The following is a 26,937-nucleotide window of genomic DNA, read 5'->3' on the forward strand; positions in this document are numbered from 1 at the left end:
TTGACCTTCACATCATCAGGGGCGACGATTATACACATTATTGCAACTGGAAGAACCGCCGACTTGTCGAGGGAACGAACAGCAGCATCAGGATGAGCATATCCGGCAGCTTCTGCAGCATCAGGCTATGGAAGATTTCACGTTTTGATTCACCGGGAATGCTGAACAGTTCCGGATAACCATACCCCAGCGAAGCCGCCCACAAGTAACTTGCGGCTGTGATTTGTGTCAACAGATACAGCCAGCGCGCCCAGCGACGCCCTTTCACCAGTGAAAACGCACACCAGATCTCAATGAAAACCAGCACCAGACTGCTCAAAAAGACCAGCGTTAAACTCCAGGTTTGTACGCTGCGATGAATGAACTCGCCAATACCGCGCACGCCCAGCGTATTGAAAATCATCAGCACGTCGAGGCCACGGATCATAATAATGGCGAGCGCCGCCACCTGCACCAGCGCAGGCACATTCAGGCGAGCATGAGATGAAGATGTTTTCTTAAAAAATCCCAACGTTTCGTCTTCCATGAAAACAATGCCGCGACATGCGCGGCATTATGTAGCCAGGTTGGCAAATTTTAGTGTCTTCAGCCACGTCTTGCACGCTGGATGTCGCGTATCCGCTGTTTTTCTGCGCGCGCCATCAGATACCAGGCGATAAATCCGACAATTCCGACCGCGCCGAGGATCAATGTTGCCAGGGCGTTGATTTCCGGATTCACCCCCATCCGCACGCTGGAAAAGACCAGCATCGGTAAAGTGGTGGCTCCCGGCCCGGAAACAAAGCTGGCGATCACCAGATCATCAAGCGACAAAGTAAAAGCCAGTAACCAGCCAGAAATGATCGCGGGCATGATCATCGGTAGCGTAATGACAAAAAACACTTTCAGCGGCGTCGCACCGAGATCCATCGCGGCTTCTTCTATCGAGCGATCCAGTTCCCGCAGACGCGACGAAATAACGACTGCCACATAAGCCGTACAGAAAGTGACATGCGCCAGCCAGATGGTGAGCATACCGCGGTCCGCAGGCCAGCCAATAGCATGAGCAAGCGCGACGAATAACAACAACAGCGACAAACCCGTGATGACATCTGGCATTACCAGCGGTGCGGTGATCATGAAGGCAAAACCATTTGATCCGCGAAACCTGCCAAAGCGCACCAGCACGACCGCCGCAATAGTCCCGAGGATCGCCGCCGCCGTCGCCGCACAGGCCGCAATTGTCAGACTTAAACCAACCGCACTCATCATCGCGTCATCGCGCAATAATTCGCCATACCAGCGCGTTGACCAGCCGGCCCACACCGTCACTAGCTTCGAGCTGTTAAACGAATAGATAACAAGCATCAGCATTGGCGCGTAGAGAAAGGTGAAGCCCAACAGCAAAATCACAATCCGCCAGGGCGAACGAACCACCGGTAAATTATTCATCCGTGTTCTCCCACGCTTTTTTGCTGATGTTTGTGGAACCACATTATCGGCATAATTAGCAGCAGCAACATGATGATCGCTACCGCTGAGGCCACCGGCCAGTCGCGGTTGTTAAAGAACTCCTGCCACAGCACGCGCCCGATCATGATGCTGTCCGGGCCACCGAGCAGTTCCGGGATCACAAACTCGCCCACAGCCGGGATAAACACCAGCATCGATCCGGCAATAATCCCACCTTTAGTCAGCGGCACGATCACAGTAAAGAACGTTTTCAGCGGTCGTGCACCGAGATCCAGTGCCGCTTCTACCAGCGAATAATCAATACGAATCAACGCGGTGTAAATCGGCAGCACCATAAACGGCACGTAGGCGTAAACAATGCCAATATAAACCGCAAAGTTGGTATGCAGAATGGTCAGCGGTTGATCGATAACCCCCAGCCACAGCAGAAAATTATTCAGCACACCGTTGTTTTTTAATATTCCCATCCAGGCGTAGACACGAATCAGAAACGAGGTCCACGACGGCAGGATCACCAGTAGTAATAAGATATTACGGGTCGAAGGCTTACTGTGCGCCACCGCCCACGCCAGCGGATAGCCGATCAGTAAACAGCAAATAGTCGAAATCGCCGCCACCTGTAACGACTGGAGATAAGCATCAAAATAGAGCGGATCGTCGGTCAGTTGCAGAAAATTACCGAGATTAAGAGTGATAGAAAGTTGCCCGTCAGCCCACTCCATCAATTCGGTATAAGGTGGAATAGCGCGCGCCATCTCCGCCAGGCTTATTTTAAAGACGATCAGAAATGGCAGCAGAAACAGCAAGATCAACCAGATATATGGCAACGCAATGACCAGTTTGCGCCCATGCTTCATTTGCAGCTGCGACAACCACAGCTTAAATCCGCCCGGCGGTTTCGACTGGGCAGCAGGTTCAAGTGTACTCATCTTTGCTCCTTAAACCGTCAGCACCACACAGCTGTCCACTTCCCAGCACAAACGTACTTCGTCGCCCCAGGTCGGTAACCCTTTACGATGGCGATGGGCGTTTTGTAGCTGGGCGCTAATCATCTGCCCACTTTTCAGGCGAACGTGATACACCGAAAGATCGCCGAGATAGGCAATGTGTATCACCTCCCCCACCGCGAAGTTACAACCATTGGCGGGCGGTTCCTCGCAAAGCATGATTTTTTCCGGGCGAAGCGCCACATGCACCGGCACGTTATCAACAACCGAAGCATCCACATCGACTTTCAGTGGATGCACCAGCCCCGGCGAATAAAGCACCAGACCATCTTCCTGACGCTCTTTGAGTACACCTTCAAAGACATTAACCGAGCCAATAAATTCGGCGCTGTAGCGAGTGGTCGGATGCTCGTAGATCTCTTCAGGTTCGCCAATCTGGACAAATTTCCCACGATTCATAATGGCGATACGCCCCGCCATGGTCATCGCCTCTTCCTGATCGTGGGTGACCATCACACAAGTCACACCGACACGCTCCAGAATATCCACCACTTCAAGCTGCATCCGGTCACGCAGCTTTTTATCCAGCGCGCCCATCGGCTCATCGAGCAGTAATAGTTTCGGGCGCTTGGCAAGGCTTCGGGCCAGGGCCACACGCTGACGCTGACCACCAGAAAGCTGATGCGGTTTGCGTTTGGCGAACTCCTGCATATGCACCAGCCCAAGCATCTCATTGACCCGGCTGGCAATTTCCGCTTTCGGTAGTTTGTCCTGTTTCAGGCCAAAAGCGATGTTCTGTTCCACGGTCATATGCGGAAACAGCGCGTAAGACTGAAACATCATATTGATGGGGCGCAGGTAAGGCGGCACCTGTGACAAATCGACGCCATCGAGCATAATCTGCCCGGCAGAAGGTTGTTCAAAACCTGCCAGCATACGCAGCAGCGTGGACTTGCCACAGCCGGATGCGCCCAGCAGCGCGAAGATTTCACCTTTGTAGATGGTCAGGCTGACATCATCCACCGCATGTTGACCATCGTAGGATTTGGTCAGGTTACGGATTTCTAATAGCGGCGTCAGCGCCTTACGGGTTTTCGCCTGCGGGCGAGGGATAGCGTCATTCACGGCTGCTCTCCGGCATTGAATGTGTGCAAGCGCACCATGATGGTGCGAATTGCCGGCGGGTGTGGTGCGCCCGTCCGGCATCTACGGCTGCGGATTATTTTCCGCTCTTCACTTTGGTCCACGCGCGGGTGCGCACACGGTCGATTTTCGGGTCCTGCACTTTCAGAGTGAACAGCTTCGCACGAACATCCGCAGGCGGATAAATACCCGGGTTATCACGGACTTCCGCACTCACCAGCGGCGTGGCTTCTTTATTAGCATTAGCATAGAACACATGGTCAGAGATATGTGCTACCACATCCGGGCGCAGCAGATAATTCAGGAACTGATAGGCTTCGTCTTTATTTTTGGCATCCGCAGGCATGGCGAAGACATCAAAGAATGCCATCGCCCCTTCTTTCGGAATCGAGAACGAGACATTCACGCCATTCTTCGCTTCTTTCGCGCGGTTTGACGCCTGCCAGACATCGCCCGCCCAGCCTATAGCGACGCAAATATCGCCGTTTGCCAGGTCGTTAATGTATTGAGATGAATGGAAATAACGAATGTTCGGGCGCAGCTTTAACAGCAGATCGGTAGCCGGTCCGGTGTAATCATCCGCTTTAGTGCTGTTAGGATCTTTGCCGAGATAATTCAGCACGGTAGCAAACACTTCTTCTGGCGCATCGAGGAAAGAGACACCGCAGCTTTTCAGTTTTTCCAGATTTTCAGGTTTGAGGATCAAGTCCCAGCTATCGACGGGCGCGTTTTCGCCCAGCACCGCTTTAACTTTATCGACGTTATAGCCAATCCCGGTCGTCGCCCACATATAGGGCATAGCAAATTTATTGTCGGGATCGTGTTTGGCGACCAACTTCAGCAGTTCCGGATCGAGATTCTTCCACTCCGGCAATTTGCTTTTATCCAGCGGCTGGAAAACTCCCGCTGTCAGCTGGCGCTCAAGAAAGCTTGCTGACGGCACCACCAGATCAAAGCCGGTGCTCCCCGCCATTAATTTGCCTTCCAGTACTTCGTTAGAATCGAAAACATCGTAGACGACTTTAATACCGGTTTCTTTTTCAAAGTTGGCCACCGTGTCCGGGGCGATATAATCAGACCAGTTATAAATGTGGAGTGTTTTTTGTTCAGCCGCGAGCGTGCTGACAGAGACGGCCATCAGAGCCCCCGCAACCAGACCCGATAGCCATTTTTTATTTAAGGCGGTCATATCTCTTTCCTTCTGAAAATTCGTTAACAAACGAACAAAAGTTGTCACACTGAAAGATATGCAATAAACGTGCATATTTTTATCGGCGCGGTGTAAGAAAAGAGAACTCTCTCCCGGCCTGCACTGCTCACTATATAAAAGCATCGCAAGAATAACTTTAGCCAGGGTTTGAGACTATAGCTCGGATTAAAAAACGGTATTTAACAAATTTTTATGCGTATTTGCTCTATGTGATAAAGCCAAATCGGCACAAGAGAAGTGAATTAATCTTTAATAAAAGGTTAAAAACAGCGGATAATTTTGCGGCACGCAGTCACTGCGGCAGCGACTGCGTGCTCGAAAGGAGTTATCAGTGGAGGAAATAGTTTTCGGTAACGTTATTTTGCCCTTCATCGTCAGTCGGTAACAGCAGTTGATGGGCATTAGCTTCAAGAATGACCATCGAAATCTGCTCTTCGCTCTGACGCACGAACCATGCAAACTGCTCATAGGTTACGCCCTGCATAACGGATAAAGACTGGCAAACCACCAGCTTTGGCAGATTATCATCCTGCATATCAAGAAATGCTTTCACGGTCAGCGAACTGGCATTGATGGCTGATAAATCCGCCGCCAGCGGCAATACGGCTGAAGGTCGGACTTCCGCCATGGCAGAAAACAGGATCGTGTTATCGATCAGATCGATTTTAGCATCAAAGACACCGTCGAAATTCTGCATATGGGGCAGATGCAGAGCCTGACAGTTATCACATTCAAAAAAACTCATCCCCAGGTCATCGAGCCATTGACGCAACGTATCCAGACCAGGAACGACCAGCGATGTCATAATTTTGTACAACCTCTTCCGATAAAAAGACCGGCACAGCTTACGCAAAAAGCGCAGGCAAAACCATGATCAGTAATGTGATTGCGACTAACCACCCGTTTTCAGGCAATATTCTGTCGTAGCGTGGCGTTCGATCCAGCGGATCATTTTACTCGCGATGTCGATACCGGTGGTTTTTTCTATTCCTTCCAGCCCTGGCGACGCATTCACTTCCATCACCAACGGCCCGCGATTAGCACGCAGAATATCCACACCAGCAACGTCCAGCGCCATCGTTCGCGCGGCTTTTATCGCGATTTCACGCTCCTGTGGTGTGATACTGGCGACGCTTGCTGCGCCGCCACGATGCAAATTGGAACGAAAATCGCCCTCTTTCGCCCGCCGTTCAATCGCAGCGACTACTTCATCGCCAACAACCAGACAGCGGATATCGCACCCTTGCGCCTCTTTGATATATTCCTGCACCAGAATATGCGCGTTCAGACCGCGGAAAGCGTCAATCACGCTTTCCGCCGCCTGACGCGTCTCCGCCAGCACGACGCCAATTCCCTGCGTGCCTTCAACCAGCTTGACCACCAGCGGCGCACCACCGACCATGTCGATCAAATCGCTGGTATCATCCGGCGAATGCGCAATGCCCGTGACAGGCAGGTCGATGCCCTGACGCGCCAGCAGTTGCATGGAACGCAATTTGTCACGCGCCCGGGCAATGGCGACCGACTCATTGAGCGGATAGCTCCCCAGCATCTCGAACTGGCGCAGTGCCGCCGTCCCATAAAAGGTAATGGCGGTGCCAATACGCGGGATCACTGCGTCAAAATGGGGTAACTTGCGGCCTTTGTAGTGAATAGAAGACGCCGCAGGATTTATGTTCATGTAGCAAGAAAGCGGATCAAGAATTTCAACCAGGTGACCACGCTGTATAGCGGCTTCACGCAGCCGCTTACACGAATAGAGCGTTCCATCCCGGGACAATATGGCAATTTTCACCCTGCACCTCTCTGTCAGACCTGGTCAAAAGCCCGCGTATCATACATCGACGTGGCAGTTTTAGCGCGTCGCCCAACCCTGTTTGTGCAAATAATCCAGAATAAATGGGCGGCTTTCTTTAATGATTGTTCGGCGGATATGATCGCTCCAGGTATCCCGGCGATTATTGCTGCCACGGGTGAGGTAATATTCCGCCAGTTGCTCGTCATACTGCGCCAGTGCGTCTTTATCCAGCGGTTGATAGCTGTTTTCATGCACCAAAATGGAGGCCGGTAAACGCGGCTTAAGATCCGGATTATCCGCAGGCCAGCCAAGGCACAGCCCAAACAGCGGCAGAACATGCTGCGGTAATTTCAGCAGTTCCGTCACCGCTTCAATATTATTGCGCAGGCCGCCGATATATACCCCGCCCAATCCCAGCGATTCCGCTGCGGTTAATGCATTCTGCGCCATCATTGCCGTATCAACGACACCGAGCAACAGTTGTTCCGCCAGGCCGAGCTGAGCATCCGGACAGATCTGTAAATGGCGGTTAAAGTCGGCACAGAACACCCAAAACTCCGCCGCTTGCGCTACGTGTTTTTGCCCGCCGGTCAGCGTTACCAGTTCTTCACGTAACGCTTTGTCGGTAATGCGAATAATGCTACTGCACTGCAAAAAACTGGAACTGGACGTCGCACGGGCGCTGTTAATAATCGCCTCACGCTGCGCTTCGGAAATGGGTTCATCAGTGAAATGGCGAATGGAGCGATGGCCACAAATAAGTTCAATGGTTGGCGTCATTATCTTTTTCTCTTTCTGAACGTGAATATTGCGGTGGATGGTTCATCAGCTGTGGGGCAAGACGTTTTGCCACCTGAAGAATAACCACCACCGCAGCGGGAATCATGAGCAAAACACCGAGAAAAATCATCAGAATCTGCACTTCTGGCCGAGAAAATGGCTCAGGTAGCGACAGGGAGTCGCTTACCGACAGCAGCGCCACCGCCAGCAACATCATTCCGATAAATTCCAGTATCAACACGCTTTTAGGCAATTTACCGATCGCGCGCATACGCTTCCCTCTGCAAAGTGAGCCTTCAGTCTAAAACTTTTCACTGCATTGTGTTTAACAGTTATAGCTTTTAGCAATTAATGCAACAGGTTAAACCTACTTTCAGCGAATACATTTTAGCGTGATCATTACAGGCATAAATCTATGAGGAGAGAAATAATGCAAACCGTTATTTTTGGTCGTCCGGGTTGCCCTTACTGTGTGCGTGCAAAAGATCTGGCTGAGAAATTGAGCAATGAACGCGATGATTTCCAGTATCAGTATGTAGATATTCGTGCGGAAGGGATCACTAAAGAAGATCTACAACAAAAGGCAGGTAAACCCGTAGAAACCGTGCCGCAGATTTTTGTCGATCAGCAACATATCGGCGGCTATACCGATTTTGCTGCATGGGCGAAAGAGAATCTGGACGCCTGATCGTCTGACAAGCCCTCGCGTTGAGGGCTTTATTGATTTTTTCTGTGCTGTGGTTTAAACAAACTACTGATAAATAAGAAACACAATGCCCCCAGCGCACACCAGAACACCGCACTTAATAACCATGCCAGCTCTTGCCAGAATGAGCGCGTCGGTGAAAAAAACAGCCGCATAATGAGCATCGAACAGGGTGCCGCCAGCATTGCGCCAAACAGAGGTTTCAGGACTTCTCTACGATGTGAAAAGAAGCTGGCAACTGCACCAGGAAGAATGAAAAATAGCAAACCGATTTCAGGATGCCCGGCAGCCCGAAAAGCGCCTTTCATGTGCGTCGCCAGAAAAAGACACACCACAATGAAGAGGACAAAACAGCAGATTGCCCCCGCCCAACGTTGTTTATGTTTCACTCGTTCCTCCTGACACTGCGTCTATCGAACACATTTTTCGCCAGTGTGGCGTTCAGTAAGATAAAGCCGCTTCGCATTCCATGCTAATATAGGCCAACGCAATTCATATAGCCGTTGATACCTAATGTGATTACACTAGTAAAATATATTGTTACTTTACTATCGTTTAGGTGCGCTGAATGAATCTGCGCCCTGAATTCTGGTAAAAAACATTATCGTAAATTACCATTTCTTTCAACAGCTTACTAGTAAACAAGAAGTTAGCCTCCGTGAATATAAACGTCGCCGAATTGTTAAATGGGAATTACATTCTGTTATTATTTGTGGTCCTCGCGCTTGGGCTATGTCTCGGGAAATTACGACTTGGTTCGATCCAACTGGGTAATTCCATTGGCGTTTTAGTCGTATCGCTGTTATTAGGCCAACAACATTTCAGCATTAACACCGACGCGCTTAATCTTGGCTTTATGCTGTTTATTTTCTGCGTCGGGGTCGAAGCCGGACCGAACTTTTTTTCCATTTTTTTTCGCGATGGGAAAAATTACCTAATGTTAGCACTGGTGATGGTTGGCAGTGCGCTGGTGATCGCCTTAGGGTTAGGTAAGCTGTTTGGCTGGGATATTGGCCTGACGGCCGGTATGTTAGCTGGCTCTATGACGTCGACACCGGTTCTGGTCGGTGCTGGCGATACACTGCGTCATTCCGGCATGGAAAGCAGGCAGCTCTCACTGGCACTGGATAATCTGAGCCTCGGGTATGCCTTAACCTATTTAATCGGTCTGGTGAGTTTGATTGTTGGTGCGCGTTACTTGCCGAAATTGCAGCATCAGGACTTACAGACCAGCGCCCAGCAAATCGCCCGCGAACGTGGCCTGGACACTGATGCCAACCGTAAGGTTTATTTACCGGTGATCCGCGCCTACCGCGTCGGCCCGGAGCTGGTGGCCTGGACCGACGGCAAAAATCTGCGTGAACTGGGTATTTATCGACAAACTGGCTGCTACATTGAACGTATTCGACGTAACGGGATTCTGGCGAATCCAGACGGTGATGCTGTGCTACAAATGGGCGATGAAATAGCGTTGGTAGGCTATCCCGACGCCCACGCACGACTCGATCCCAGCTTCCGTAACGGCAAAGAAGTTTTCGATCGTGACCTTCTCGACATGCGTATCGTCACTGAAGAAGTGGTCGTTAAAAACCATAACGCCGTGGGCAAACGTCTCGCACAACTGAAGTTGACCGATCACGGTTGCTTCCTTAACCGCGTCATTCGTAGCCAGATTGAGATGCCGATAGATGACAACGTCGTGCTTAACAAAGGTGACGTTTTACAAGTCAGCGGCGATGCCCGTCGCGTAAAAACCATCGCCGATCGCATCGGCTTTATCTCGATTCACAGCCAGGTCACTGACTTGCTGGCATTCTGCGCCTTCTTTGTTATTGGGCTGATGATCGGGATGATCACCTTCCAGTTCAGCACATTCAGTTTCGGCATGGGGAACGCTGCCGGGTTGTTATTCGCCGGAATTATGCTGGGATTTATGCGCGCTAACCACCCGACCTTCGGTTACATTCCGCAGGGTGCATTAAGCATGGTGAAAGAGTTCGGCTTAATGGTGTTTATGGCAGGCGTTGGTCTGAGCGCCGGTAGCGGTATTAATAACGGCCTGGGCGCGATTGGCGGTCAGATGTTGATTGCCGGATTGATTGTCAGTCTTGTGCCAGTGGTTATCTGTTTCTTGTTCGGTGCTTATGTATTGCGAATGAACCGCGCACTGTTGTTCGGCGCAATGATGGGCGCACGCACCTGCGCGCCGGCAATGGAGATCATCAGTGATACAGCTCGCAGTAACATCCCGGCGCTGGGCTATGCGGGCACCTATGCAATCGCCAACGTCCTGCTGACGCTGGCAGGGACAATCATCGTCATGGTATGGCCAGGATTAGGATAAAACTGAAGTTGCCCTGAAAATGAAATTTTTTTTGCACAACCGCAGAACTTTTCCGCAGGGCATCAGTCTTAATTAGTGCCACTGCTTTTCTTTGATGTCCCCATTTTGTGGAGCCCATCAACCCCGCCATTTCGGTTCAAGGTTGATGGGTTTTTTGTTGCCTGAAATTTAAGCTGTTTAAAATCATGATGTTAGAAACACTGTTTTTTAACGATGGCGACAAAATGGCGGCAGCGTCAAAGAGAGAGCGCCACCTGTCCTGATTTCATTGGATGCGGCTGAACCGGATTTGACTCTTTTGGCGTTGCAATCGAACGAACAAAAGTTTCATGGGTAACAAAAGTATGGCTGCAGTTAATGTTCTGGCACTGGTTGTAACGCTCTTTGGTCAATGAAGATACCTGAAAACTGCTGCGAGTATGGGCGGCACTTCCACACAGTGGGCAAATCATCATTTTTCGAGTTCTCCCCATTTTTGCTAAATTCACAATAATGATACCGCATTATTCCATTTTGCAAACTTAAAAGTTCTCCATTGCGAAGAATCATTCCATTTCGAAATCATCAATCCTCACTTCAAGCTCCAGACTGGTCGTAAAACCATTATCCGGGCTGACAGTATGTGTCAGGGTGGTAATGGTCCATTCCGCATCATCTATCGGCTGTTTAAAGCCACTGACCTTCACAGGCATTTCCGTGTAGAGATCTGCCCGACCTTCCGCCAGTTGTAGCGAGAATGACGCAACACCGCGTTGCAGGCGTTCCCACTGCATTTTCGCCGCTCGTTCGGCGTTGCTCCGGTTGGCATAAGTGCGATTAAGTACCAGCACGTTTTCATCCGTCCCCACCAGGTAATCGCCCTGCTTCGCTTCCGGCTCTTTCTTCTGCTTCTTAGTCCTGCGCTTACGCTTCACCGTGGTGCTTTCTTTCTTCGCGGGTTCGCGGGTATGCAACCAGCTGGCAATTACGCCCGTGTAGGCTCCGCGATCTGCCAGGGTAAAGCGGTGACTGTCGCCGTCCTTCCGTGTGATAGTGATCACCGGCAGTGGTTTACCGCTGGCGCTTTTACCCTGTCCCTGCCGGATGAATAACAGATTGCCATTTTTCACCGACGCAATAGCACCGTACTGGCGCGCCAGCCGCATCAGAAAACTGCCGTCACTCTCATTGGTCTGGTCTATATGCTCCACGGGTTTATCCGACAGGTCTTCACCCAATGCCATCTTCAGTTTGTGCCGCGCAGCTATTTCCTTCACCACTTCCCCAACGGTGGTCTTGTGCCACGATTTTTCACGGCGGGTATTCAGGGTTTCACGAAAATCAGCACTTCGCGCCCGGATAGTCAGGCGGTCCGGTGCGCCAGTGTGTTCAATCTCGTCCACCGTGAATGCTCCTTTCGGGAAAAGCGGCTGCCCCTTCCAGCCCAGCGCCAGCGTAATGACCGCACCACGGCGCGGCAGCACGATTTTTCCGTCGGCGTCGTCCAGCTCCAGATCAAGCTGGTCTGCTTCAAAGCCCCGGTTATCCGTCAGCGTCAGCCCCATCAGGCGGTTGTCCAGCACAGTGGTGATATCCCTGCCTTCAATACTGATGCTGAATGCCGGAGTTTTGTTGCCTTTGTTAAGCAGTTCAGAGCTGAAATTCACGACAGCAGCCCTCCCACCGTTTTACTGATATCGCTTAAGGCAGACGTTGCCGTGTCCTGCAGATTATTCAGCTGCGCACTGAGATCACCGAACATATCGGACAGGGATTCATCCACCCGTTTGAGCGACAGAGTGAACTCAATCCGGCGCGGCATACCGTCGCGGAAAAACTCCGTTTTAGTCTGATTCAGTCCCTCAATCACATACATGCCGTAAATCGTGCCGCTGCCTTCAATCAGGGGCCATGCTTTCCCCTGTTCTGCCATCTGCTCAAGTGCCAGCAATGACAGCCTGCCACCTGTTATCTCCGGCATAAGAACACCGGAAAGCGTCAGCATGTCGTTGTCCGGTCCCAGAAACTGCGTGGACGGACGTCGATTTACCCGGCTGTTTGCCGCATGTCGCCAGCTGCGTTGATACTGCAGTTCCTGATACGGCGCGGTACGCAGCATAAACACGTACAATCCCAGCACCATCATCATGCGTCGTATCCCCCCTGATCGCTGTAGTTACTCCTGGCTTTTGCCTTCAGCCTGCGTTCACGTTCATCAAGCTGTCGGGCCACCTCCCGCGCAATATCCTGCGCACTTTGTCCTGGCTGCGTCTGGATGATGATCTGCGTCGGTGCCTCAATCCGTTGAGCGGGCGGCACAGTGGCTGCACGACTCACCATCGCTTCGCCGCCTTTCGCGGGAAGTGCCAAAGGATGTAACGGCGGAAGCTCTGCAGGCGCGGCAGCAACGCCCATCATTCCGGCAACAACGGCAGCCAGTGCAGCTGTATTTCTCCGGCTGGTCACATTTGCCGGGCCGTTAACAATTTCCGGCCCGTTCTCACCGACAATGCCAAACTGCCCGCGCGGGATATACCCACCGCTGTCATACATCCCCGCAAAACCATATCCCCATGATGGAAAACCACCTGATGGCATCATCACTTTACCGTCTGTATTCACCGTCGCAGGTTGCTGACGCGTCACGCTTTCCGGCAGTTTTGCCTTTGCGGCCTCTTTACTGACAATGCCAAGTTTCTCCAGCAACCAGGAAACGCCGGATTTCAGCGAGTCCAGCGGATGCATGACCATATTCAGCCCTTCCGCCAGCGCCTCCCCGAATCGTCGCCCCATTGCCGCTGCGCTCTGCAGTTCGGCAGAGGTCGACTTAACGGGCGTCAGCAGATCAGTAAACCAGCCCCACAACGCCTGTACTTTGTCGCCAATCCACTGGAACACGGGCTTAAGCGGTTCGAATGCAGCACTGATGGGACCTGCCGCCGCTTTGAATCCTTCCACCACGCCACCGAGAAATGCGGTGATGGGTTGCCAGTATTTCCAGACAACCAGCGCCACGCCCGCCAGTGCAGTAACCACAAGACCTATCGGACTGAGCAGAGCACCTAACAGACCAGATACGGCATACAGGGCAACGCGCAGCATCGCCAGCGGACCGGATGCCAGCACACGCAGCACCGCGCCTGCGGCAGCCAGTCCACCGCGCAGTGCTGCCAGTGGATTCATAAACATCACAGCAACCGCACGTAAACCGGATAATCCAGACCGCAAAAGTGCAACCGGCGCACCTGCTACCGTTTTCAGGACATTTCCCGTCAGTGATGCCGTGCGGCGCAAAGACGACAACGGCGCAGTAAGTAAACCTGCGGCGTTGCCCGATGAAGCAAGCCCGCGTCGCAGCAGTGCCAGTGGTGCGCCAGCCAGCCAGGACAACGCGCTGCTGGTTCGAGTTACTGCTGCCGTAACGGAAGGTAACGTTTTGATACCCAGCACAGAGAATCCCAGACGGATCACTGCCAGCGGCCCCAGCACTGCAGCCAGCGCCACCGCTAAGGTGCCGAGGCCCACGGTAACGGCAGCCACCACAGCGGCTACTTTCATCAGTGTGCCTGTCAGTTCCGGGTTAGCTTCCACCCAGCGACGCAACGCCCCTGTGACGCTTTTCACCGTGTACAGAATATCCATCAGCGGCTGGCGCAGCGTTTCGCCCAGGCTGCTGAAGGTGTTCTGTGCTCCGGTTTTGACCAGCAACCACTGCGCAGAAAGTGAATCCTTGTTGATGTCGGATTCTTTCTGCATGGAGCCGAGCGCATCATTGCCCGCTGTCAGTTTTAACTGACGCTGCAGTTCCGGCAGGTTGTTTGCCAGTTTCGCCGCGTCATCGCCAAACTCTTTACCAAACAACATGGTCATGGCAGACAGACGCTTATCCTGCGGCAGTGCGTTCACCTTCTCCAGCACGCGCTGGATGGTTCCCATCGCATCCTTCGTCATCTGCTTTTCAATCACTTCAGGATTGAGTTTCAGCAGATTCATCCCTTCAAAGAAACTCTTGCTTTGCATGGTGGCAATGGACAATTCACGCACCATCGCGTTTGCTGCACTGGCTGCAACCTCTGGCGCAGCGCCCAGTGTAAGGAAGGTGGAACCCAGCGCCGCCGCTTTACGATAATCCAGACGATCAGCCACACCGCCCAGACGTTGCATGACATCAATGATGTCTGCCCCTTTCGACATGGCGTTATCATCCAGATAGTTCAGCGCATCACCGAGCTGTTCAATATTGCGGGTAGGGATTTTGTAGAGCTGGGCGATTTTCCCCAGACTTTCTGACAGTTCATCCGCAGGCAACTCAAAGGCTGTTGCCGCCTTTGCTGCCGTGCTGGCGAAGGCCAGCAGATCACGTTTCTGGTCTTCCCAGCTGTCGTCAGGGTTTGCGATGTTCATACGCGCACCACCTTCAACCAGTGCGGCGAAGTCCACCGCACCGTTTTCCATCGGCAACTGTTCGCTGGCAGCTTTGATGGCATCCTGCATTTCATAAAAACGTGCAGTGCGGTTGCCATTATCGTCACGCAGACCATTGACCTGCTTTGCCACACCTTTCATGGCATCTTCCATGCTGGTATAGCTTTTTACTGCCGCCATCACTGGCGTCCCCATTGCCAGCCCTGCAGCCGTGGTGGTGGCTCCGGCTCCTGCGATGCGATCGCGCACCTCCAGAGAACGAGCATAACTGGCACGCGCTGCATTCATCCTGCGCTGAGCTTCCCCCAGTCGCTTCAGCCGCGCCTCCTGTTTCGACAGTTCCTGGTTATAACGTGATGTTTCACGGGCTAAACGGGCAGTTGCTCCCGCATCATCTTTCGCAGAAATTCCCGCCCGGTACAGTTCTGCACGCACAAGCGCCGTTTGCTTCTGCAAATATTTTTGTTGTTCTTCCAGGCGTTGGACTGCCAGCGTTTGCCGACCTAAAGCCACAAGGTGCCGTTGTGATGGTTGTTCCATCGACTCCAGCTCAGAGCTAAGCAAATTAGCCTTCTGTCTGGCATAGTTCAGCCTGTCGCCTAACTTCTTGTTATCGACCTGCAGCTTGCGAAATTTTTCCAGGCTGTTACCCGCCTGATTGAGTTGCTTTAATGCGTCACGGGAGTTTCTGATTGCGCCAGCCAGCTCTTTCGAACTGGCCTGTGCAGCACGGAATGGGCGGGTGAGTTTGTCAACCGCATTAAGAATGACCTGCAGGCGCAGGTTATTATCACTCATCGTTGGCCCCGCTTCTCTGAATCGCTTTATACCGCCATTCCAGCACTTCGGTCAGCGGCATAACGTCAGTAACGGATGGCGGCCAGTGAAAGATGGTGGCAATATCTGCCACCAGATCGTCAACCGTCAGGCTGTCGGTAAACCGGCAAGCACCGACTTCTTCAACAAAAAAGTGACAACCTCAACCGACATGGCAGTGAGATCTGCCGGGTCCATCTCTGCAATTTCCTGTGCGGTCAGTGCCGGGCTGGAGATGCGGGGGATCACGGTCATCATCGCGTTCACATCCATATCCATAATGGCCTGCAGGCGTGTACCGCGCAGCGCACCGGACTGCGGTTTACGCAGCACAATTTCGGTGATTTCTGTTTTACCGCGCTTGATAGGGGTATCCAGTTGAATGGTCTTTTCAGTCTGCTTATCGCTCATTTTGCTGTCCTGTAAATTGGGTTCTGGCGCGGTATCCCGCGCCGTTCAGATACATCAGAGGCCGAGGGCGTTGCGGTGCGCTTCCATCAGGTCCACACCGTCCACAATTTCCACCATGTTGATAAGGTCCACTTCATAGAGCACCTCACCATTGATGGTCAGCTTCGCGTAGCTGTTGGTACTGGTCACTTTGGTGGTGTTGCTTTCGCCCGTCTTCCACTCACCGGAATCCACTTCTTTGTGACGTCCACGCACCACAAGCTCCACGGCCTGCACTTCCCCGGTATCGTCACGCTGGATAGAGCCGGTAAAGCGCAGCTGGATGCCATCCACCGTGGCTTTGCCCATCTGCTTAAACAGCAGCAGTTCAGTACCACCAATGGAAAATTCTGTGTCCAGCGCACTGTCATCAAGCCCCAGATCCACATCCACTGCCCCCGGCATTCCGCCGCCGCGATACTTCTCATATTTGCGGGTGAATTTCGGCAGCGTCAGCGACTCAACGATCCCCTGCCAGTTGTTCCCGTCGTTAAACAGGTTCAGGTGTTTTAATTTGCGTGGTAAAGCCATGTTGTCCCCTTACGCGCTGACCTGGCTGGCGAAATTCACCAGGTACTGATCGGTGATGCGCTGACGCAACATCAGGTTTTCAAGTGGCGGCACTGGCGTGTAGTCGTAGTCGATGGTGAGTTTTCCGGCTTTCAGAGTGTCTTTGTCGTTCACCGACTCGTCCAGCCAGCAATCACCACCAATGAGATACCCCTGACTGACCAGGCTGCGCATTTTGGCGCGGATGCCCTCGATAATGTCGCGCGCCAGCGACGGGTTCAGCGGTTTGTCCACTGCCCACATGTGTGCTTCTGCCATCGTGTCCATCAGCACCTGCGCCGTGCGGGTGTAGTTTTCGAAGGCAAAGAGCGGGTCATCACTCAGGCAGCGGGAACCCCAGAAGCGGAAACCGTCTTTGCGGATAAGGGTGGTGACGTCGTTCTGGTTCAGCAGTCCAGCATCGGTTGCCGTGTCCTGCAGATCCCAGAACACATCAGCAGAAATTCCAGTGACACCGTTAACGCCCACATTGGACAGGCTTTTGTGCCATCCGGTCTGATCATCAATTTTGGCACGCAGACCAAGCGCACGGGCGGTGGCATAAGCCGTTGCTTCGGCATTCAGCACCGTGTCCCAGCCAGTAAAGTCAGGCCAGATCAGCATCCCTTCGCGCTGGCTGAAGTTTTCGCGGTAAGTGATCGCCTCCTGCACAGTCTTGCAGCCATACGCTGACAGGTAAGCAAACCCACGCAGGCTTTGCGCCACGCCCAGCAACTCAGTAGCTACCGCCTTGGTGTCGTGGCCTGGCACGCCGAGAATGCGCGGTTTAACGCCGAGCTGTGACTGGGCAGATAACAGGGCTTTCATACCTGTTTTTTTACCTTCAGCAGTCACTGCGCCGATGATATTGGTCGTGGTTTCTTCTTCCGTTTCACCCTGCGGCACACGCACAACAACGGTCACGGGTTTTGCCTGGTCAGCGATGGCATCCAGCGAACGGGCCAGCGTGCCGGACTCACCCGCTTTACCGCTGGCAGTCAGCACATCAGTGATCAGCACGGGTTTATTAAGAGGAAACATTTTTGCATCGGCATCATCGCCCGTGCAGACCATACCCACGATGGCGGTGCTCACCGTGGTAATGGATCGGGTGCCTTCGTTGACTTCAACAACGCGCACCCCGTGGTGGTAATCCTGAGCCATAGTGGCGAACCTCCTGATTGGATTAGGCTTCGCCCTATGTTGAAGTGATTGTGCCTGACAAACAGCTAAGCGCAGTTGTACCGTTATTCACACAAAATGACGGTATTTGTCTGCTTGCAGGGATAATCAAAATAATGCTGATTCAGGGAGATTCATTGCTCTTATTTGCCGGAAATTTTCTATAAATGGTAGAAACGCCTACATCAAAAATCAGTGCAATACGCAGTCTTGATTCTCCGGCCTCGAGTAAACGTCCAATCTGTGCCCACTGTTCGGTGGTCAACTTAGGACGGCGTCCACCTACTCTGCCTTTAGCACGAGCTGCAGCCAGCCCTGCCCTGGTACGTTCAACTATCAGTTCGCGTTCCATTTCAGCCAGGGCACCCATGACATGAAAAAAGAAACGGCCCATTGGGGTACTGGTATCAATACTGTCAGTCAGGCTTCTGAAATTCACACCACGCTGGCGCAACTCTTCTATCAGCGTAACAAGATGCCGCATACTGCGCCCCAACCTGTCCAGCTTCCAGACAACCAGCGTGTCTCCTGCCGATAGTGTCCTGAGCAGTTTTTTCAGCCCCGGTCTGTCGGACTTAGTGCCACTGATTTTATCCTCAAAAATCCGCTCACATCCCGCGCAGTTCAGTGCATTACGTTGCAAATCGGTGTTCTGGTCATTTGTTGACACGCGTACATAGCCAATAAGCATGATCATCCCCCTGAATAAAAACCGGAGATGATGCCAGTTAGCCGTAATCTCTGCATTTTCTTAAACGTTGGTTTGGGAGAAGCGGCAAAACGGGGGGTGGGAACAGGGGAAAATCAGATACCGGACATGGCTTCATTTAGTGGGGTGAGGGATTATTACGGAAAACAACTTTTGCCAGGAGGGTTGATACTTCAGTGGCTGACGATTCCATCAAGTGCAGCAGCCAAAGCTGTAACACTGAATAATGGTAATTATCAGCTGTCAGGCTATAAATGGCCCCAGTCATTTGGTGTCCTGTTTGCTGTGTTTGCTACAAAAGTTTCTGGCTCGACTAACGAAGCATATGCAATCTCAGTTAATCGTCACTCTACCGATGTAATTGTCACCTGGAATGCCCGTAAGGCTGATGATGTCCACATTTTAGGAATTGGGAAATTATGAAAATGAAATGGTCCCCATCTGTTCAGGGATTTTTCTCTGAAAATAACAGCGATATTCCCGATGATGCTTTCGATATTGAAGATGCTCTTTATTATGAACTTATGAATGGTCAGAGTACGGGGAAAATTATTATCAATAACCCGGATAACTACCCTGTACTTACTGAATATCCAGCGAAGACACAGGAACAGGAAATAGCTGAAGCGGAGGGAATGAAAAGTATACTTATTGAACAGGCCAACGAATACATGAACAGTAAGCAATGGCCTGGTAAAGCCGCTATTGGTCGTCTGAAAGGTGACGAGCTGGAACAATATAATTTATGGCTGGATTATCTGGACGCACTGGAACTGGTCGATACTTCCGGTGCGCCAGATATTGAATGGCCTACGCCTCCGGCAGTTCAGGCCAGATGACATCCGGCGCGGTGCTGGTATCTGTTGCCGTCACTGCGTCAATGTAATCCAGCACAGCGTTAAGCCGGGTTGTTTCTGCCTGCGTCAATTTACGTCCGGCCTGCAATTTCAGCTGAATCAGACTGATGGAAGCCATAGCAGCATCAATCAGATGCTGTTTCATTAATTCAGATGCTGCAACCAATTCATCATGAGTTGGTTGTGCGGGTTCTGCCAGTACAGGCAGTCCGTTACTGTCTGCCGTAATATTCTTTCCTGCCTCCTGACCAGCAATAAGTGCGTCATATACTTCATCACTGATTTCTACTGCGTCACCGGGTATATAAGAGGATATATCGGAGTTATAAAGAGCAATCGGAGCAGATGTAAAATATTTCATTGTTTTCTCCATTTACCAGCCAATTGCCAGCCAACACCATGTTGCAGGTGATGATTCACTGCCTGTACTCATATTTTGCCCTGTCCATGATGCTGATGTTCTTCCTGGCATATAGAACCGAACATTCGATAAATCCGTAGACGCTGTCGCAAAGTCATGCGCAAAAATCGCAATACACGCATTTGGAAATGCGGATGGGAAGGTAATAACACCATTGCTTGCTGAGCTGAATATCTGAGATGCCTGAATAATAAACTCCCTGTTAACGCCGTTAATAACTACCGGGATTTTTGCTGTCAACGTATTACCGTTAATGACAAGTGCAGCGGCAGACATTTTTGCCGCCTCTCCCAAACCAAGGTATGCGAGAAGACCAGCTACATCCTTTCCACTCAAATTAGTCAGCGTATTGTCCAGCGGTTGTTTACCTGCCAGCGCATTAAGCATTGTCGTGGCAAAGTTCGGATCATTCCCCAGTGCCGCCGCCAGTTCGTTCAGTGTATCCAGTGCAGCAGGTGCAGAACCCACCATTGCCGCAATCGCCGATTTCACAAAAGCCGTGGTGGCAATCTGTGTATTGTTGACCGACTGTGCCGCAGTAGGTGCTGTTGGCGTTCCGGTGAGTGCCGGACTCGACAACGGCGCTTTCAGTGCCAGCGCATTGTTAATGGTGGTACTGAAATTCGGATCATTGTTAATGGCTGCGGCTATTTCTTTTAGCGTGTCCAGCGTGGCTGGCGCACCATTAATAAGGGCCGTCAGTGCCGCCTGAACAAACGCGGTGGTCGCAACCTGCGTGGTGTTATTCCCTGCCGCTGGCGTTGGCGCTTTGGGGGTTCCGGTAAATGTCGGGCTGGCTTTTGGCGCATACTGTGAATGTGGGTCCTGTGCGGCAAGATGTTTTGCCATCAGGTCATCCACGTACACTTTCAGCTCCAGTACCTTGTCATCCACATACTTGCGGGTTGCCAGCACTACGGCAGGGTCGATTTTCAGGGTGATATTGTCCGTGCTGCTGGTAATCAGCACCATGCGCACGGTCTGGGTGCGCCCGCTGCCTTCAGCCAGTTGCGGCTTATAGCTTTCCGGGCAGTTGCCCACGGCAATCAATGCTCCGGACTCATCAAACAGGCCCACTTCACGTATCCACCAACCGCCCTCGTTTTCAGGGATCACCTGTTCAGCAATAATCTGGCTGCTGTTCTGCGGGTCGATATAGAGCATATTCAGCGCAGCCCGGCGTTTCTCATTTACCAGTGCAGTCTGCTTTGCGTCCGGCGTTGGCAATGTCCCTCCGCCATCGCCGACCGCCATATGGGTAATTTTTAAAGGCACACCGAGCGCGGCGGCGCTGGCAAGTTTCGCCGCGCCAATATCCGTCAGCAGGGTATAAAATTTTGTGCTCATGGATTCACTCTCATTGTGTCAATAACATGGACCACCCCGCCTTCATGCGCGGTGCCGCCAGAAATAATTGTTTCGTTGATATACGGATAGATCGTGATTTCTTCGCCAAGATAGCTGGCGGCACCCACCCAATGCGGACCGCTGGTCTGCAGATTGATGGACATGCCGATCATGTGACGGCTACATGGTTTGGCATCGCTTATCAGTCGCTCAAGTTCCAGATAGGTATCTTCAGTGATGCCCTGGTCCTGCACGCCGATATCCAGACGAAACGTGCCCGGTGTCTCTCCGGTCTGCCACCACTCAATAATGCGGATCAGAAAGCCGAACGGCTCCACCACCCGACGCACGGCACTGGTGGTCCCTTTATGCTGATGAATATAAAAAGCATCCTTCACCACCTGGCGCTTGACGCTTTCTGTCCAGCCCTCGTCCCAGCGATCCACAGAGAACGCCCAGGCGAGATAAGGCAGGAAGCTGACCGGACAGGTAGCCGGATTCCACAAGTCACGCAGCGGCACCTGCAGATCAGAAATCCCGCTACAGGTCTGCGCCAGTCGGCGCTCCAGTGAAGTTGAACCCGGTGGCAGCAGACTATTCATCCGTTCCTCCGTTGGTTACGCTCCACTGCGTACATGATGCGGCCTGTGTTTTGTTCAGGACCACATCAGCCAGCGGTGAAGCCAGTTCCACACGCTGAACACCCTCAACATGCAGCGCGGCACAAATAGCACTACGGCGAATATCCCGACCGAGCCGCGTCTGACTGGCGATGTACCTCTGCAGGCTGACTTTTGCCGCTGCCATTACCGGCTCTGCTTCCGGTCCCGGATAAAGAAAAATGGTGGCTTCCACACGGTACGGGATGATTTCTGCGCTGCGAACCGTCAGACGGTCAGCCACCGGGCGGACGTTCTCACTGTTCAGGGCTTTCTCCACCACATCCAGCAAGTCTTTTTCTGCTGTTCCGTCGCCTTCGCGGCTAAGGACAGTCAGCACCACCTCTGCAGGTGCCGGACTGGTTGCACTGGCATCCGCCACCCGACCGTCGGCGCTTCGGGCATGAAATTCATAAGCGGCAGTTGGTCCCGCAACTGAAAGCCCCTCAAAGGCTGCAGGCACACGCAGGCGTAACGCTTCATCGCTTTCCATCACTGCTGCAACGGGCGGCACAGCGTCATCATCAGCAGGTGTCACCGTCAGGCGTTTCACGTTGTAATTGGCGGCGAGCTGGTCAAGATCGCCGCCCATCGCGTAAGCCACCATTACCGCCTGCGCGGCTTCGTTAATGCGCTGGCGCAGAAGCAACTCACGGTAAGCGTTCTCCTGCAACAATTTGGTGACGGGTTCAGATTCCAGTTCCAGCGTACGCATCACAGCCTCCTGTTCATCTTTCGGATGAAGCGCCACAAATTCTGCCTTGCGTGCGGCAAGCAGCGTCTCAAAGTCCGGCACATCCACAATCTGCGGCGCAGGCAACTGCGAAAGGTCAATCACTGCCATTCTCTGCTCCTGTTGATACGGAAAGGGAAACAGGCACACCGTTATTACGCCGCCCGGTCAGCTCCACCACCATTGAACCGTCAAAATTGCTGTTAATGGTGATGGAATCCAGCGTCAGCCGTGGCTCCCAGCGACTCAGCGCCACATACACTGCCGACATGACCTGCAGGCGTAATGCCGGATTTTGTGGCTGGTCTATCAGTGCCGACAGCAGAGAACCATATTCCCGACGGGCAATACGGCTACCCTGCGGTGTCAGCAGAATGTCCCGCACCGACTGGCGCAGATGGTCAATATCAGTAATGGCTTTACCGCTGGTATTGTTCATCCCGATATAAAGCGTCATACCGGGCCTCCGGTTGTATCGCCGCCTTTCAGGACGCCAGTATGCTCATGGTCGTCAACCACGACTCCGTTGGAACTCATCGCGCCGCCGCCTTGGGTGACGCCACCATTGATCACCACCTCGCTGTTGATGCGCGTGGTGTCAGCCTCCACCACAAACTGACCGGTTTTGAGGGTGATATTGTCTGCCGCCTCGATCACCATGGATTTGATACCCCGGACGTACCATCGCCCGGTGGCGGGTTCGTACTCAAACCTGCCGCCGTCCGGGTACTCCGTCACGCAGCCGTCCACGGAATCCGACGGAGGCGCAAACTGACTGGAGTAGATGGCTGGCAGCACAAAAGCGGTTTCCAGATTGCCCCCCATGCTCAGCACCACCACCTGCTCATCCGGCGACGGACACCACCATGTACGGGCACCACCGGCACGCAGCGTCAGCCAGTTAATCCAGTTGGTTTCGAGGTCGCCTGTTTTCACCCGGCAAAGCCAGTTTTCCCGATCCACTTCGGTCACGGTGCCGGTGCGGATCAGGTTGGTGATAAGGCGCATGATTTCGGTTAGTTGTGCGTTCATATGGAAATCATTGCCTATCGTAAACGACAGTGATATTAAAGAGGTTTGTGCAGTCACCCACACAAGATGATCATCAAATCTGTTTTGGAAGGATTCTTATGAGTTGCTTAGATCAATTATCTTCAGAAAATAAAAAATCCCTATTATCATCAGTATTTTCAAAGAGTTATTTCCTCTGGATTGGCTCTGGATTTTCGTACAATTTCGGATATCCAAGTTGGGGGGCCGTACTTGAAGAAATAGCAAAGCGAATAGAGTACCCGTTAAAATTAGATTCATCACAGCCTCTGCGTGCTGCAGAATTACTTTTAAGTTATGCGATGAGTGAATCATCAATAAAAGAATATGATTTCAATTCGCTCGTTGCCAGGACGATTATAGATTTAAAAACAGAAACTAAAGAACCAAGATGGCTTAAAAGATTCAAACTCTTCGCTCCCAATACAATTGTAACAACTAACTGGGATGAGGTGCTTGAAGAAACATTTGAGCATATGGCAAATAAAATCATCAGAAAGGATCCATTCCCTAAAGTATCAACAAAAGGGAAAAATATCTTCAAAATTCATGGTGACGTCGGAAAACCTGATTCGATTGTTATAACACAAAGTCAATACTTTTCTTTTCAGCGCGAAGACACTTATCTTAGCCGAAAAATTTACACATTGTTTTCAGAAATGTCCCCTATATTCATCGGTTACAGCTTAACCGACCCAAATATAGGTTTCCTTTATGAAGAAGCATTAGCACATCTGCATGGAAAAAACCCGCCAGCATTCATGGTAATTCACCCAGATGCAAACCCTTTAACTTTCGAGGAGACAAAGTATTTATTTAAATCAAAAAATATACACCTGATTAAAGCAACCATAGAAGACTTCCTTGCAGATTTATCTCAGGAATATAAATCCTTTAAAGAATCACCTCATCGTTTCAACCTTGAGCACGAACATGTTCTTCCCAAAATAAAAACTATAATGGATACCGTTACGAAAGGAAAAAAAAATAAAAAAGCGGAACTAGAAGCCTTATGTCCTCAAAGAGCTGCAAGCTGGGCCGTGACAAAAGCCATAATTGACATTCTAAAGAAACCAATATTGTACATTCAATTCGGCGGAAAACTTCTTTCTCCAGACAATATTATCCCCTACAGAGAGTTCGATGCTTTAGTTAATGTAGTCATAACACTTAGCAACAATCACGGTTACCCTGACGAGCTTATACGTCAAGATTTTCATGCTTCTGTTGTCAAAATGTGCATCGAAACAGAAGGGGTTTGGGACTTCAACTATGCTGAAGTACCTTTCTCTAACATTTTAAGAATAAGCCCTAGCCCCGGCACTGAAAGTTTCGACAAAAAAATATCCCATATAATAGAAATTATGCGATGGTCGTCCCCATCTGAAATAGGGAAGTGCTGGGCAACATGGAATGTATTTAAAGAAAAACAAGATTGGATTAGCCACAGTGATATTGTTGGCATTCTTTCGAAACTTGAAACCGATGGTGACTTAGAATACCAACCCAGAGATAAAAAATGGCTAAACATCCTGAAAAAATGCCCTCACGCAACGGCTGCAGATATCAAGAGAATTGATACTCTGATAACCCCAGCTTAGAATTTAGTTATCTTTTGTCATCCACCTCAAGAGAGTGTTTAGAATTATCTGGTTACTCTCTTGGGTTTGTCCCAGCAATCTGCGAGCTGGGTATTTAATACTTTTGCTTCTTTTACCTATCCGCTCTCTCAATCCGTAGTGGTGAACACGGGCAATGCGCTGTACCTTGCCTTCAAACTGCACGCTGGCAGAGTCGGCGCTGGCGGAAGTTTTCAGGTATTTTGTGGTGCGCAGCTTTGCAAACATCTGACGTTTGATACGGCCTTTTTTACTGCGTGCTGTTACCCGTCGCGGTTCATAACTGCTGCCATCTGGATTGCGCTGCATTCTGATATTTTGCTGCTGTGTCCGGCGTAGTTCCTGCGCCAGCTGGCGCATCATGCGGCTTCTTGCGGCTGGCTCCAGATTCGCCAGCAAGGCACTCAGCCAGTCGTCCACTTTCTGCAGTTCAGCCACGTTTCACCGTCCACATTTCTTCAGGTTCATCAGGTTCCGCTATAGCTTCAACGCTCGACACACTGCCGTCAGTGCTGACCAGCACACGCTCCGTCAGTTGCAGGTTGAGGCTGATATCACAGACATCGTTGCGCAGAATATCCACCTCAAAGGTGAATAGCTTTTCCCGTAACGCCGGGTTATTGATGGCATCGGGCTGGTTATCACGCAGCCACAGCAAAACCGGGGCCATCAGCAGATTCTGGTCGCCGCTGAAATCCTCAATCACCACGTTCAGGGTGTAGCGGTACTCCCATGACATGGAGCTGGCCCCCGTGGCAACCAGCGAACCGTTATCCACAAACAGATGCAGTTTGTCCGGGTTATTGCGGACATAAGGCACCGCTTTATTGAGGGCGTGGCGCAGGAATTGTGGTTTGTTCACTGTTTCGCTCCTGACACGCAATAATCATGTCCACTTTGTCTGCACAGACCGCCCAGGCGGCCTCCGTTTCATCCAGCAACGCATTCAGATCACCGTTAGTGCGCGGTGCTGCCTGCTCCAGCCGACACGGCGTCACTCGCGGACAACCACTGACGGTAAGCTGCACCTCCGGTGAGTGCCGGACGTTCCCGCAGCCGGATAATGTCAGCAGGCAAAGGAGTATCAGCCCAGTGGCGTAAATCCTCGTTCTCACGTTTCAGTTCCTCGATCCGGCGTTGTCGTTGTCTCAGCTGTGCGCTGGTCTGTTCTGCTTCGGCATAGAGCCGCGCCTGCTCCCGGTTATTGGTTTCAGTCAGAATGGACAGGCTGATCAGCTGGCTGTTACTCTTTGCCAGTGCCTGGCTTTTGCTCCGAAGCTCGTCTGCCTGCGTGCTGATGGTCTGGCTGGCATCAGCCAGCCGCCACGTCTGCCAGCCCAGCGCCGCCAGTAATAACGCCAGCACAACCAGCAGCAACCGGTTCATGCTGCTACCTGTTGCGCCATCTGATTACGGGTGATCCAGAAGGCAATAACGGTCAGCAGATAAAAGACCAGGGTAATAGCCCACCCCGTCCAGGCGAGACTGACGACAATCAGCAATCGCATCATCCAGCTGATAAATACGTTTTCTTTTCGGGTAATTTTCTTCAGCAAAGATGCCCTCAACTCCTGCCAGAGCGGGCCGTTCTTAATTAACGCAGCCAGTGCTACCGGAATTACTGCCCATGTCAGCAGACAGGCTACCCAGACACCAGATGCTGCCAGTACCGGAAAAATCCCCTGCGGATACACCATTGCGGCGATTAACAGAGCTATCCATAACATCAGAAACAGCCCGCTGATTACTTTCTTTTTCATT

35 protein-coding genes are annotated in these 26,937 nt (G+C 51.7%); 5 read left to right on the top strand and 30 right to left on the bottom strand.

Translation table 11 applies throughout. The features are described 5' to 3' along the window. Nucleotides 1-37 precede the first annotated feature (37 nt). The 9 genes from ACJHYO_RS17275 to ACJHYO_RS17315 form a co-directional block, all read right to left on the bottom strand. On the bottom strand, nucleotides 38-526 hold the full coding sequence (locus ACJHYO_RS17275; protein WP_000389260.1) for a YbjO family protein: 489 nt from the start codon (nucleotides 524-526) through the stop codon (nucleotides 38-40). Nucleotides 527-585: 59 nt separating this feature from the next. Next, entirely contained in the window at nucleotides 586-1,431 is an 846-nt protein-coding gene (gene potI / locus ACJHYO_RS17280) for a putrescine ABC transporter permease PotI (RefSeq protein ID WP_001061658.1), read from the bottom strand. Further along, entirely contained in the window at nucleotides 1,428-2,381 is a 954-nt protein-coding gene (gene potH, locus ACJHYO_RS17285; RefSeq protein WP_000105434.1) for a putrescine ABC transporter permease PotH, read from the bottom strand. Before potH ends, potI begins: the two co-directional genes overlap by 4 nt. Before the next feature lie 9 nt (nucleotides 2,382-2,390). Next, nucleotides 2,391-3,524: a putrescine ABC transporter ATP-binding subunit PotG gene (gene potG / locus ACJHYO_RS17290; RefSeq protein WP_000996010.1), complete on the bottom strand. Its 1,134-nt coding sequence runs from the start codon at nucleotides 3,522-3,524 to the stop codon at nucleotides 2,391-2,393. A gap of 94 nt (nucleotides 3,525-3,618) precedes the next feature. Beyond that, nucleotides 3,619-4,731 carry a spermidine/putrescine ABC transporter substrate-binding protein PotF gene (gene potF, locus ACJHYO_RS17295; protein ID WP_000126098.1) on the bottom strand — a complete coding sequence of 371 codons (1,113 nt, stop codon included), beginning with the start codon at nucleotides 4,729-4,731 and terminating at the stop codon, nucleotides 3,619-3,621. Nucleotides 4,732-5,080: 349 nt separating this feature from the next. Further along, nucleotides 5,081-5,557 carry a YbjN domain-containing protein gene (locus ACJHYO_RS17300; protein WP_000203025.1) on the bottom strand — a complete coding sequence of 159 codons (477 nt, stop codon included), beginning with the start codon at nucleotides 5,555-5,557 and terminating at the stop codon, nucleotides 5,081-5,083. Between the two features lie 87 nt (nucleotides 5,558-5,644). Beyond that, a complete protein-coding gene (rimK, locus tag ACJHYO_RS17305) occupies nucleotides 5,645-6,547 on the bottom strand; it encodes a 30S ribosomal protein S6--L-glutamate ligase (RefSeq protein WP_000684325.1) in 903 nt (300 codons plus the stop codon). Nucleotides 6,548-6,607: 60 nt separating this feature from the next. Continuing rightward, nucleotides 6,608-7,330, bottom strand: coding sequence for a nitroreductase NfsA (nfsA, locus tag ACJHYO_RS17310; RefSeq protein ID WP_000189165.1), 723 nt, complete (start codon nucleotides 7,328-7,330; stop codon nucleotides 6,608-6,610). Continuing rightward, nucleotides 7,314-7,601: a DUF1418 family protein gene (locus ACJHYO_RS17315; RefSeq protein WP_001201570.1), complete on the bottom strand. Its 288-nt coding sequence runs from the start codon at nucleotides 7,599-7,601 to the stop codon at nucleotides 7,314-7,316. The genes nfsA and ACJHYO_RS17315 overlap by 17 nt, the downstream gene beginning before the upstream one ends. Before the next feature lie 159 nt (nucleotides 7,602-7,760). Between ACJHYO_RS17315 and grxA the strand changes: the two genes are divergently transcribed. After that, a complete protein-coding gene (gene grxA / locus ACJHYO_RS17320) occupies nucleotides 7,761-8,018 on the top strand; it encodes a glutaredoxin 1 (protein ID WP_001195230.1) in 258 nt (85 codons plus the stop codon). A 29-nt stretch (nucleotides 8,019-8,047) separates the two neighbouring features. Here the strand turns inward: grxA and ACJHYO_RS17325 are convergent, their stop codons facing one another. Then, on the bottom strand, nucleotides 8,048-8,425 hold the full coding sequence (locus tag ACJHYO_RS17325) for an inner membrane protein YbjM (protein WP_000681104.1): 378 nt from the start codon (nucleotides 8,423-8,425) through the stop codon (nucleotides 8,048-8,050). A gap of 269 nt (nucleotides 8,426-8,694) precedes the next feature. Between ACJHYO_RS17325 and ACJHYO_RS17330 the strand changes: the two genes are divergently transcribed. Beyond that, nucleotides 8,695-10,380, top strand: coding sequence for an aspartate:alanine antiporter (locus ACJHYO_RS17330; RefSeq protein WP_001024876.1), 1,686 nt, complete (start codon nucleotides 8,695-8,697; stop codon nucleotides 10,378-10,380). 236 nt (nucleotides 10,381-10,616) lie between these two features. Here ACJHYO_RS17330 and ACJHYO_RS17335 read toward each other — a convergent pair whose 3' ends face one another. The 9 genes from ACJHYO_RS17335 to ACJHYO_RS17375 form a co-directional block, all read right to left on the bottom strand. Further along, nucleotides 10,617-10,835 carry an ogr/Delta-like zinc finger family protein gene (locus ACJHYO_RS17335; RefSeq protein WP_000972391.1) on the bottom strand — a complete coding sequence of 73 codons (219 nt, stop codon included), beginning with the start codon at nucleotides 10,833-10,835 and terminating at the stop codon, nucleotides 10,617-10,619. A 90-nt stretch (nucleotides 10,836-10,925) separates the two neighbouring features. Next, nucleotides 10,926-12,026 carry a phage late control D family protein gene (locus ACJHYO_RS17340; RefSeq protein WP_042051081.1) on the bottom strand — a complete coding sequence of 367 codons (1,101 nt, stop codon included), beginning with the start codon at nucleotides 12,024-12,026 and terminating at the stop codon, nucleotides 10,926-10,928. After that, a complete protein-coding gene (locus ACJHYO_RS17345) occupies nucleotides 12,023-12,508 on the bottom strand; it encodes a phage tail protein (RefSeq protein WP_042051079.1) in 486 nt (161 codons plus the stop codon). Before ACJHYO_RS17345 ends, ACJHYO_RS17340 begins: the two co-directional genes overlap by 4 nt. After that, on the bottom strand, nucleotides 12,505-15,582 hold the full coding sequence (locus ACJHYO_RS17350) for a phage tail tape measure protein (RefSeq protein ID WP_042051077.1): 3,078 nt from the start codon (nucleotides 15,580-15,582) through the stop codon (nucleotides 12,505-12,507). Before ACJHYO_RS17350 ends, ACJHYO_RS17345 begins: the two co-directional genes overlap by 4 nt. Further along, a complete protein-coding gene (locus ACJHYO_RS17355) occupies nucleotides 15,575-15,694 on the bottom strand; it encodes a GpE family phage tail protein (RefSeq protein ID WP_000763311.1) in 120 nt (39 codons plus the stop codon). Before ACJHYO_RS17355 ends, ACJHYO_RS17350 begins: the two co-directional genes overlap by 8 nt. Nucleotides 15,695-15,708: 14 nt before the next feature. Then, nucleotides 15,709-16,011 carry a phage tail assembly protein gene (locus ACJHYO_RS17360; protein ID WP_001281009.1) on the bottom strand — a complete coding sequence of 101 codons (303 nt, stop codon included), beginning with the start codon at nucleotides 16,009-16,011 and terminating at the stop codon, nucleotides 15,709-15,711. Nucleotides 16,012-16,065: 54 nt separating this feature from the next. Further along, on the bottom strand, nucleotides 16,066-16,581 hold the full coding sequence (locus ACJHYO_RS17365; protein WP_001207660.1) for a phage major tail tube protein: 516 nt from the start codon (nucleotides 16,579-16,581) through the stop codon (nucleotides 16,066-16,068). A 9-nt stretch (nucleotides 16,582-16,590) separates the two neighbouring features. Further along, complete coding sequence (locus tag ACJHYO_RS17370; RefSeq protein WP_032182339.1) at nucleotides 16,591-17,763, bottom strand: phage tail sheath protein; 1,173 nt, start codon at nucleotides 17,761-17,763, stop codon at nucleotides 16,591-16,593. Between the two features lie 142 nt (nucleotides 17,764-17,905). Further along, nucleotides 17,906-18,472, bottom strand: a complete 567-nt coding sequence (locus ACJHYO_RS17375) for a recombinase family protein (protein WP_032181904.1) — start codon at nucleotides 18,470-18,472, stop codon at nucleotides 17,906-17,908. 30 nt (nucleotides 18,473-18,502) lie between these two features. Here ACJHYO_RS17375 and ACJHYO_RS17380 point away from each other — a divergent pair, with 30 nt between their 5' ends. Together ACJHYO_RS17380 and ACJHYO_RS17385 are read left to right on the top strand one after the other, a co-directional pair. Beyond that, nucleotides 18,503-18,913, top strand: a complete 411-nt coding sequence (locus ACJHYO_RS17380) for a hypothetical protein (RefSeq protein WP_032282172.1) — start codon at nucleotides 18,503-18,505, stop codon at nucleotides 18,911-18,913. Beyond that, the gene (locus ACJHYO_RS17385; RefSeq protein WP_097291757.1) at nucleotides 18,910-19,329 is read left to right on the top strand and encodes a tail fiber assembly protein; all 420 of its coding nucleotides are present in this window, start codon (nucleotides 18,910-18,912) and stop codon (nucleotides 19,327-19,329) included. Before ACJHYO_RS17380 ends, ACJHYO_RS17385 begins: the two co-directional genes overlap by 4 nt. Here ACJHYO_RS17385 and ACJHYO_RS17390 read toward each other — a convergent pair. The 6 genes from ACJHYO_RS17390 to ACJHYO_RS17415 are packed head-to-tail and all read right to left on the bottom strand — an operon-like array spanning nucleotide 19,301 to nucleotide 23,539. Continuing rightward, nucleotides 19,301-19,720, bottom strand: a complete 420-nt coding sequence (locus ACJHYO_RS17390) for a tail fiber assembly protein (RefSeq protein WP_306345753.1) — start codon at nucleotides 19,718-19,720, stop codon at nucleotides 19,301-19,303. The genes ACJHYO_RS17385 and ACJHYO_RS17390 overlap by 29 nt on opposite strands. Beyond that, on the bottom strand, nucleotides 19,721-21,115 hold the full coding sequence (locus ACJHYO_RS17395; protein WP_410232523.1) for a phage tail protein: 1,395 nt from the start codon (nucleotides 21,113-21,115) through the stop codon (nucleotides 19,721-19,723). It lies immediately after the preceding gene. Continuing rightward, nucleotides 21,112-21,717 (bottom strand): phage tail protein I, encoded by a 606-nt coding sequence (locus tag ACJHYO_RS17400; protein ID WP_042049999.1) that lies wholly within the window; start codon nucleotides 21,715-21,717, stop codon nucleotides 21,112-21,114. The genes ACJHYO_RS17395 and ACJHYO_RS17400 overlap by 4 nt, the downstream gene beginning before the upstream one ends. After that, the gene (locus ACJHYO_RS17405) at nucleotides 21,710-22,618 is read right to left on the bottom strand and encodes a baseplate assembly protein (protein WP_042050688.1); all 909 of its coding nucleotides are present in this window, start codon (nucleotides 22,616-22,618) and stop codon (nucleotides 21,710-21,712) included. Before ACJHYO_RS17405 ends, ACJHYO_RS17400 begins: the two co-directional genes overlap by 8 nt. Beyond that, nucleotides 22,605-22,964, bottom strand: a complete 360-nt coding sequence (locus tag ACJHYO_RS17410) for a GPW/gp25 family protein (protein WP_001522712.1) — start codon at nucleotides 22,962-22,964, stop codon at nucleotides 22,605-22,607. Before ACJHYO_RS17410 ends, ACJHYO_RS17405 begins: the two co-directional genes overlap by 14 nt. Then, nucleotides 22,961-23,539: a phage baseplate assembly protein V gene (locus ACJHYO_RS17415; protein WP_042050686.1), complete on the bottom strand. Its 579-nt coding sequence runs from the start codon at nucleotides 23,537-23,539 to the stop codon at nucleotides 22,961-22,963. The genes ACJHYO_RS17410 and ACJHYO_RS17415 overlap by 4 nt, the downstream gene beginning before the upstream one ends. Before the next feature lie 98 nt (nucleotides 23,540-23,637). Here ACJHYO_RS17415 and ACJHYO_RS17420 point away from each other — a divergent pair, with 98 nt between their 5' ends. Then, a complete protein-coding gene (locus tag ACJHYO_RS17420) occupies nucleotides 23,638-25,158 on the top strand; it encodes an SIR2 family protein (protein ID WP_135279916.1) in 1,521 nt (506 codons plus the stop codon). A gap of 3 nt (nucleotides 25,159-25,161) precedes the next feature. On the opposite strand, the gene ACJHYO_RS17425 is transcribed toward ACJHYO_RS17420, so the two are convergent. From ACJHYO_RS17425 to ACJHYO_RS17445, 5 genes are read right to left on the bottom strand one after another with little or no spacing between them, the layout of a single operon-like run. Then, the gene (locus tag ACJHYO_RS17425; protein ID WP_042050681.1) at nucleotides 25,162-25,614 is read right to left on the bottom strand and encodes a phage virion morphogenesis protein; all 453 of its coding nucleotides are present in this window, start codon (nucleotides 25,612-25,614) and stop codon (nucleotides 25,162-25,164) included. Beyond that, complete coding sequence (locus tag ACJHYO_RS17430) at nucleotides 25,607-26,038, bottom strand: phage tail protein (RefSeq protein ID WP_410232524.1); 432 nt, start codon at nucleotides 26,036-26,038, stop codon at nucleotides 25,607-25,609. The genes ACJHYO_RS17425 and ACJHYO_RS17430 overlap by 8 nt, the downstream gene beginning before the upstream one ends. Continuing rightward, nucleotides 26,001-26,249, bottom strand: a complete 249-nt coding sequence (gene lysC / locus ACJHYO_RS17435; protein WP_223229653.1) for an Rz1-like lysis system protein LysC — start codon at nucleotides 26,247-26,249, stop codon at nucleotides 26,001-26,003. The genes ACJHYO_RS17430 and lysC overlap by 38 nt, the downstream gene beginning before the upstream one ends. Continuing rightward, a complete protein-coding gene (lysB, locus tag ACJHYO_RS17440; protein WP_042050676.1) occupies nucleotides 26,134-26,562 on the bottom strand; it encodes an Rz-like lysis system protein LysB in 429 nt (142 codons plus the stop codon). The genes lysC and lysB overlap by 116 nt, the downstream gene beginning before the upstream one ends. Then, nucleotides 26,559-26,936: a DNZ54_00345 family protein gene (locus ACJHYO_RS17445; protein WP_042050675.1), complete on the bottom strand. Its 378-nt coding sequence runs from the start codon at nucleotides 26,934-26,936 to the stop codon at nucleotides 26,559-26,561. Before ACJHYO_RS17445 ends, lysB begins: the two co-directional genes overlap by 4 nt. Between the last annotated feature and the right edge of the window lies 1 nt (nucleotide 26,937).

The sequence above is a fragment of the Escherichia sp. WS1118 genome (assembly GCF_046487695.1).
GTDB classification, from domain to species: Bacteria; Pseudomonadota; Gammaproteobacteria; order Enterobacterales; family Enterobacteriaceae; genus Escherichia; species Escherichia coli.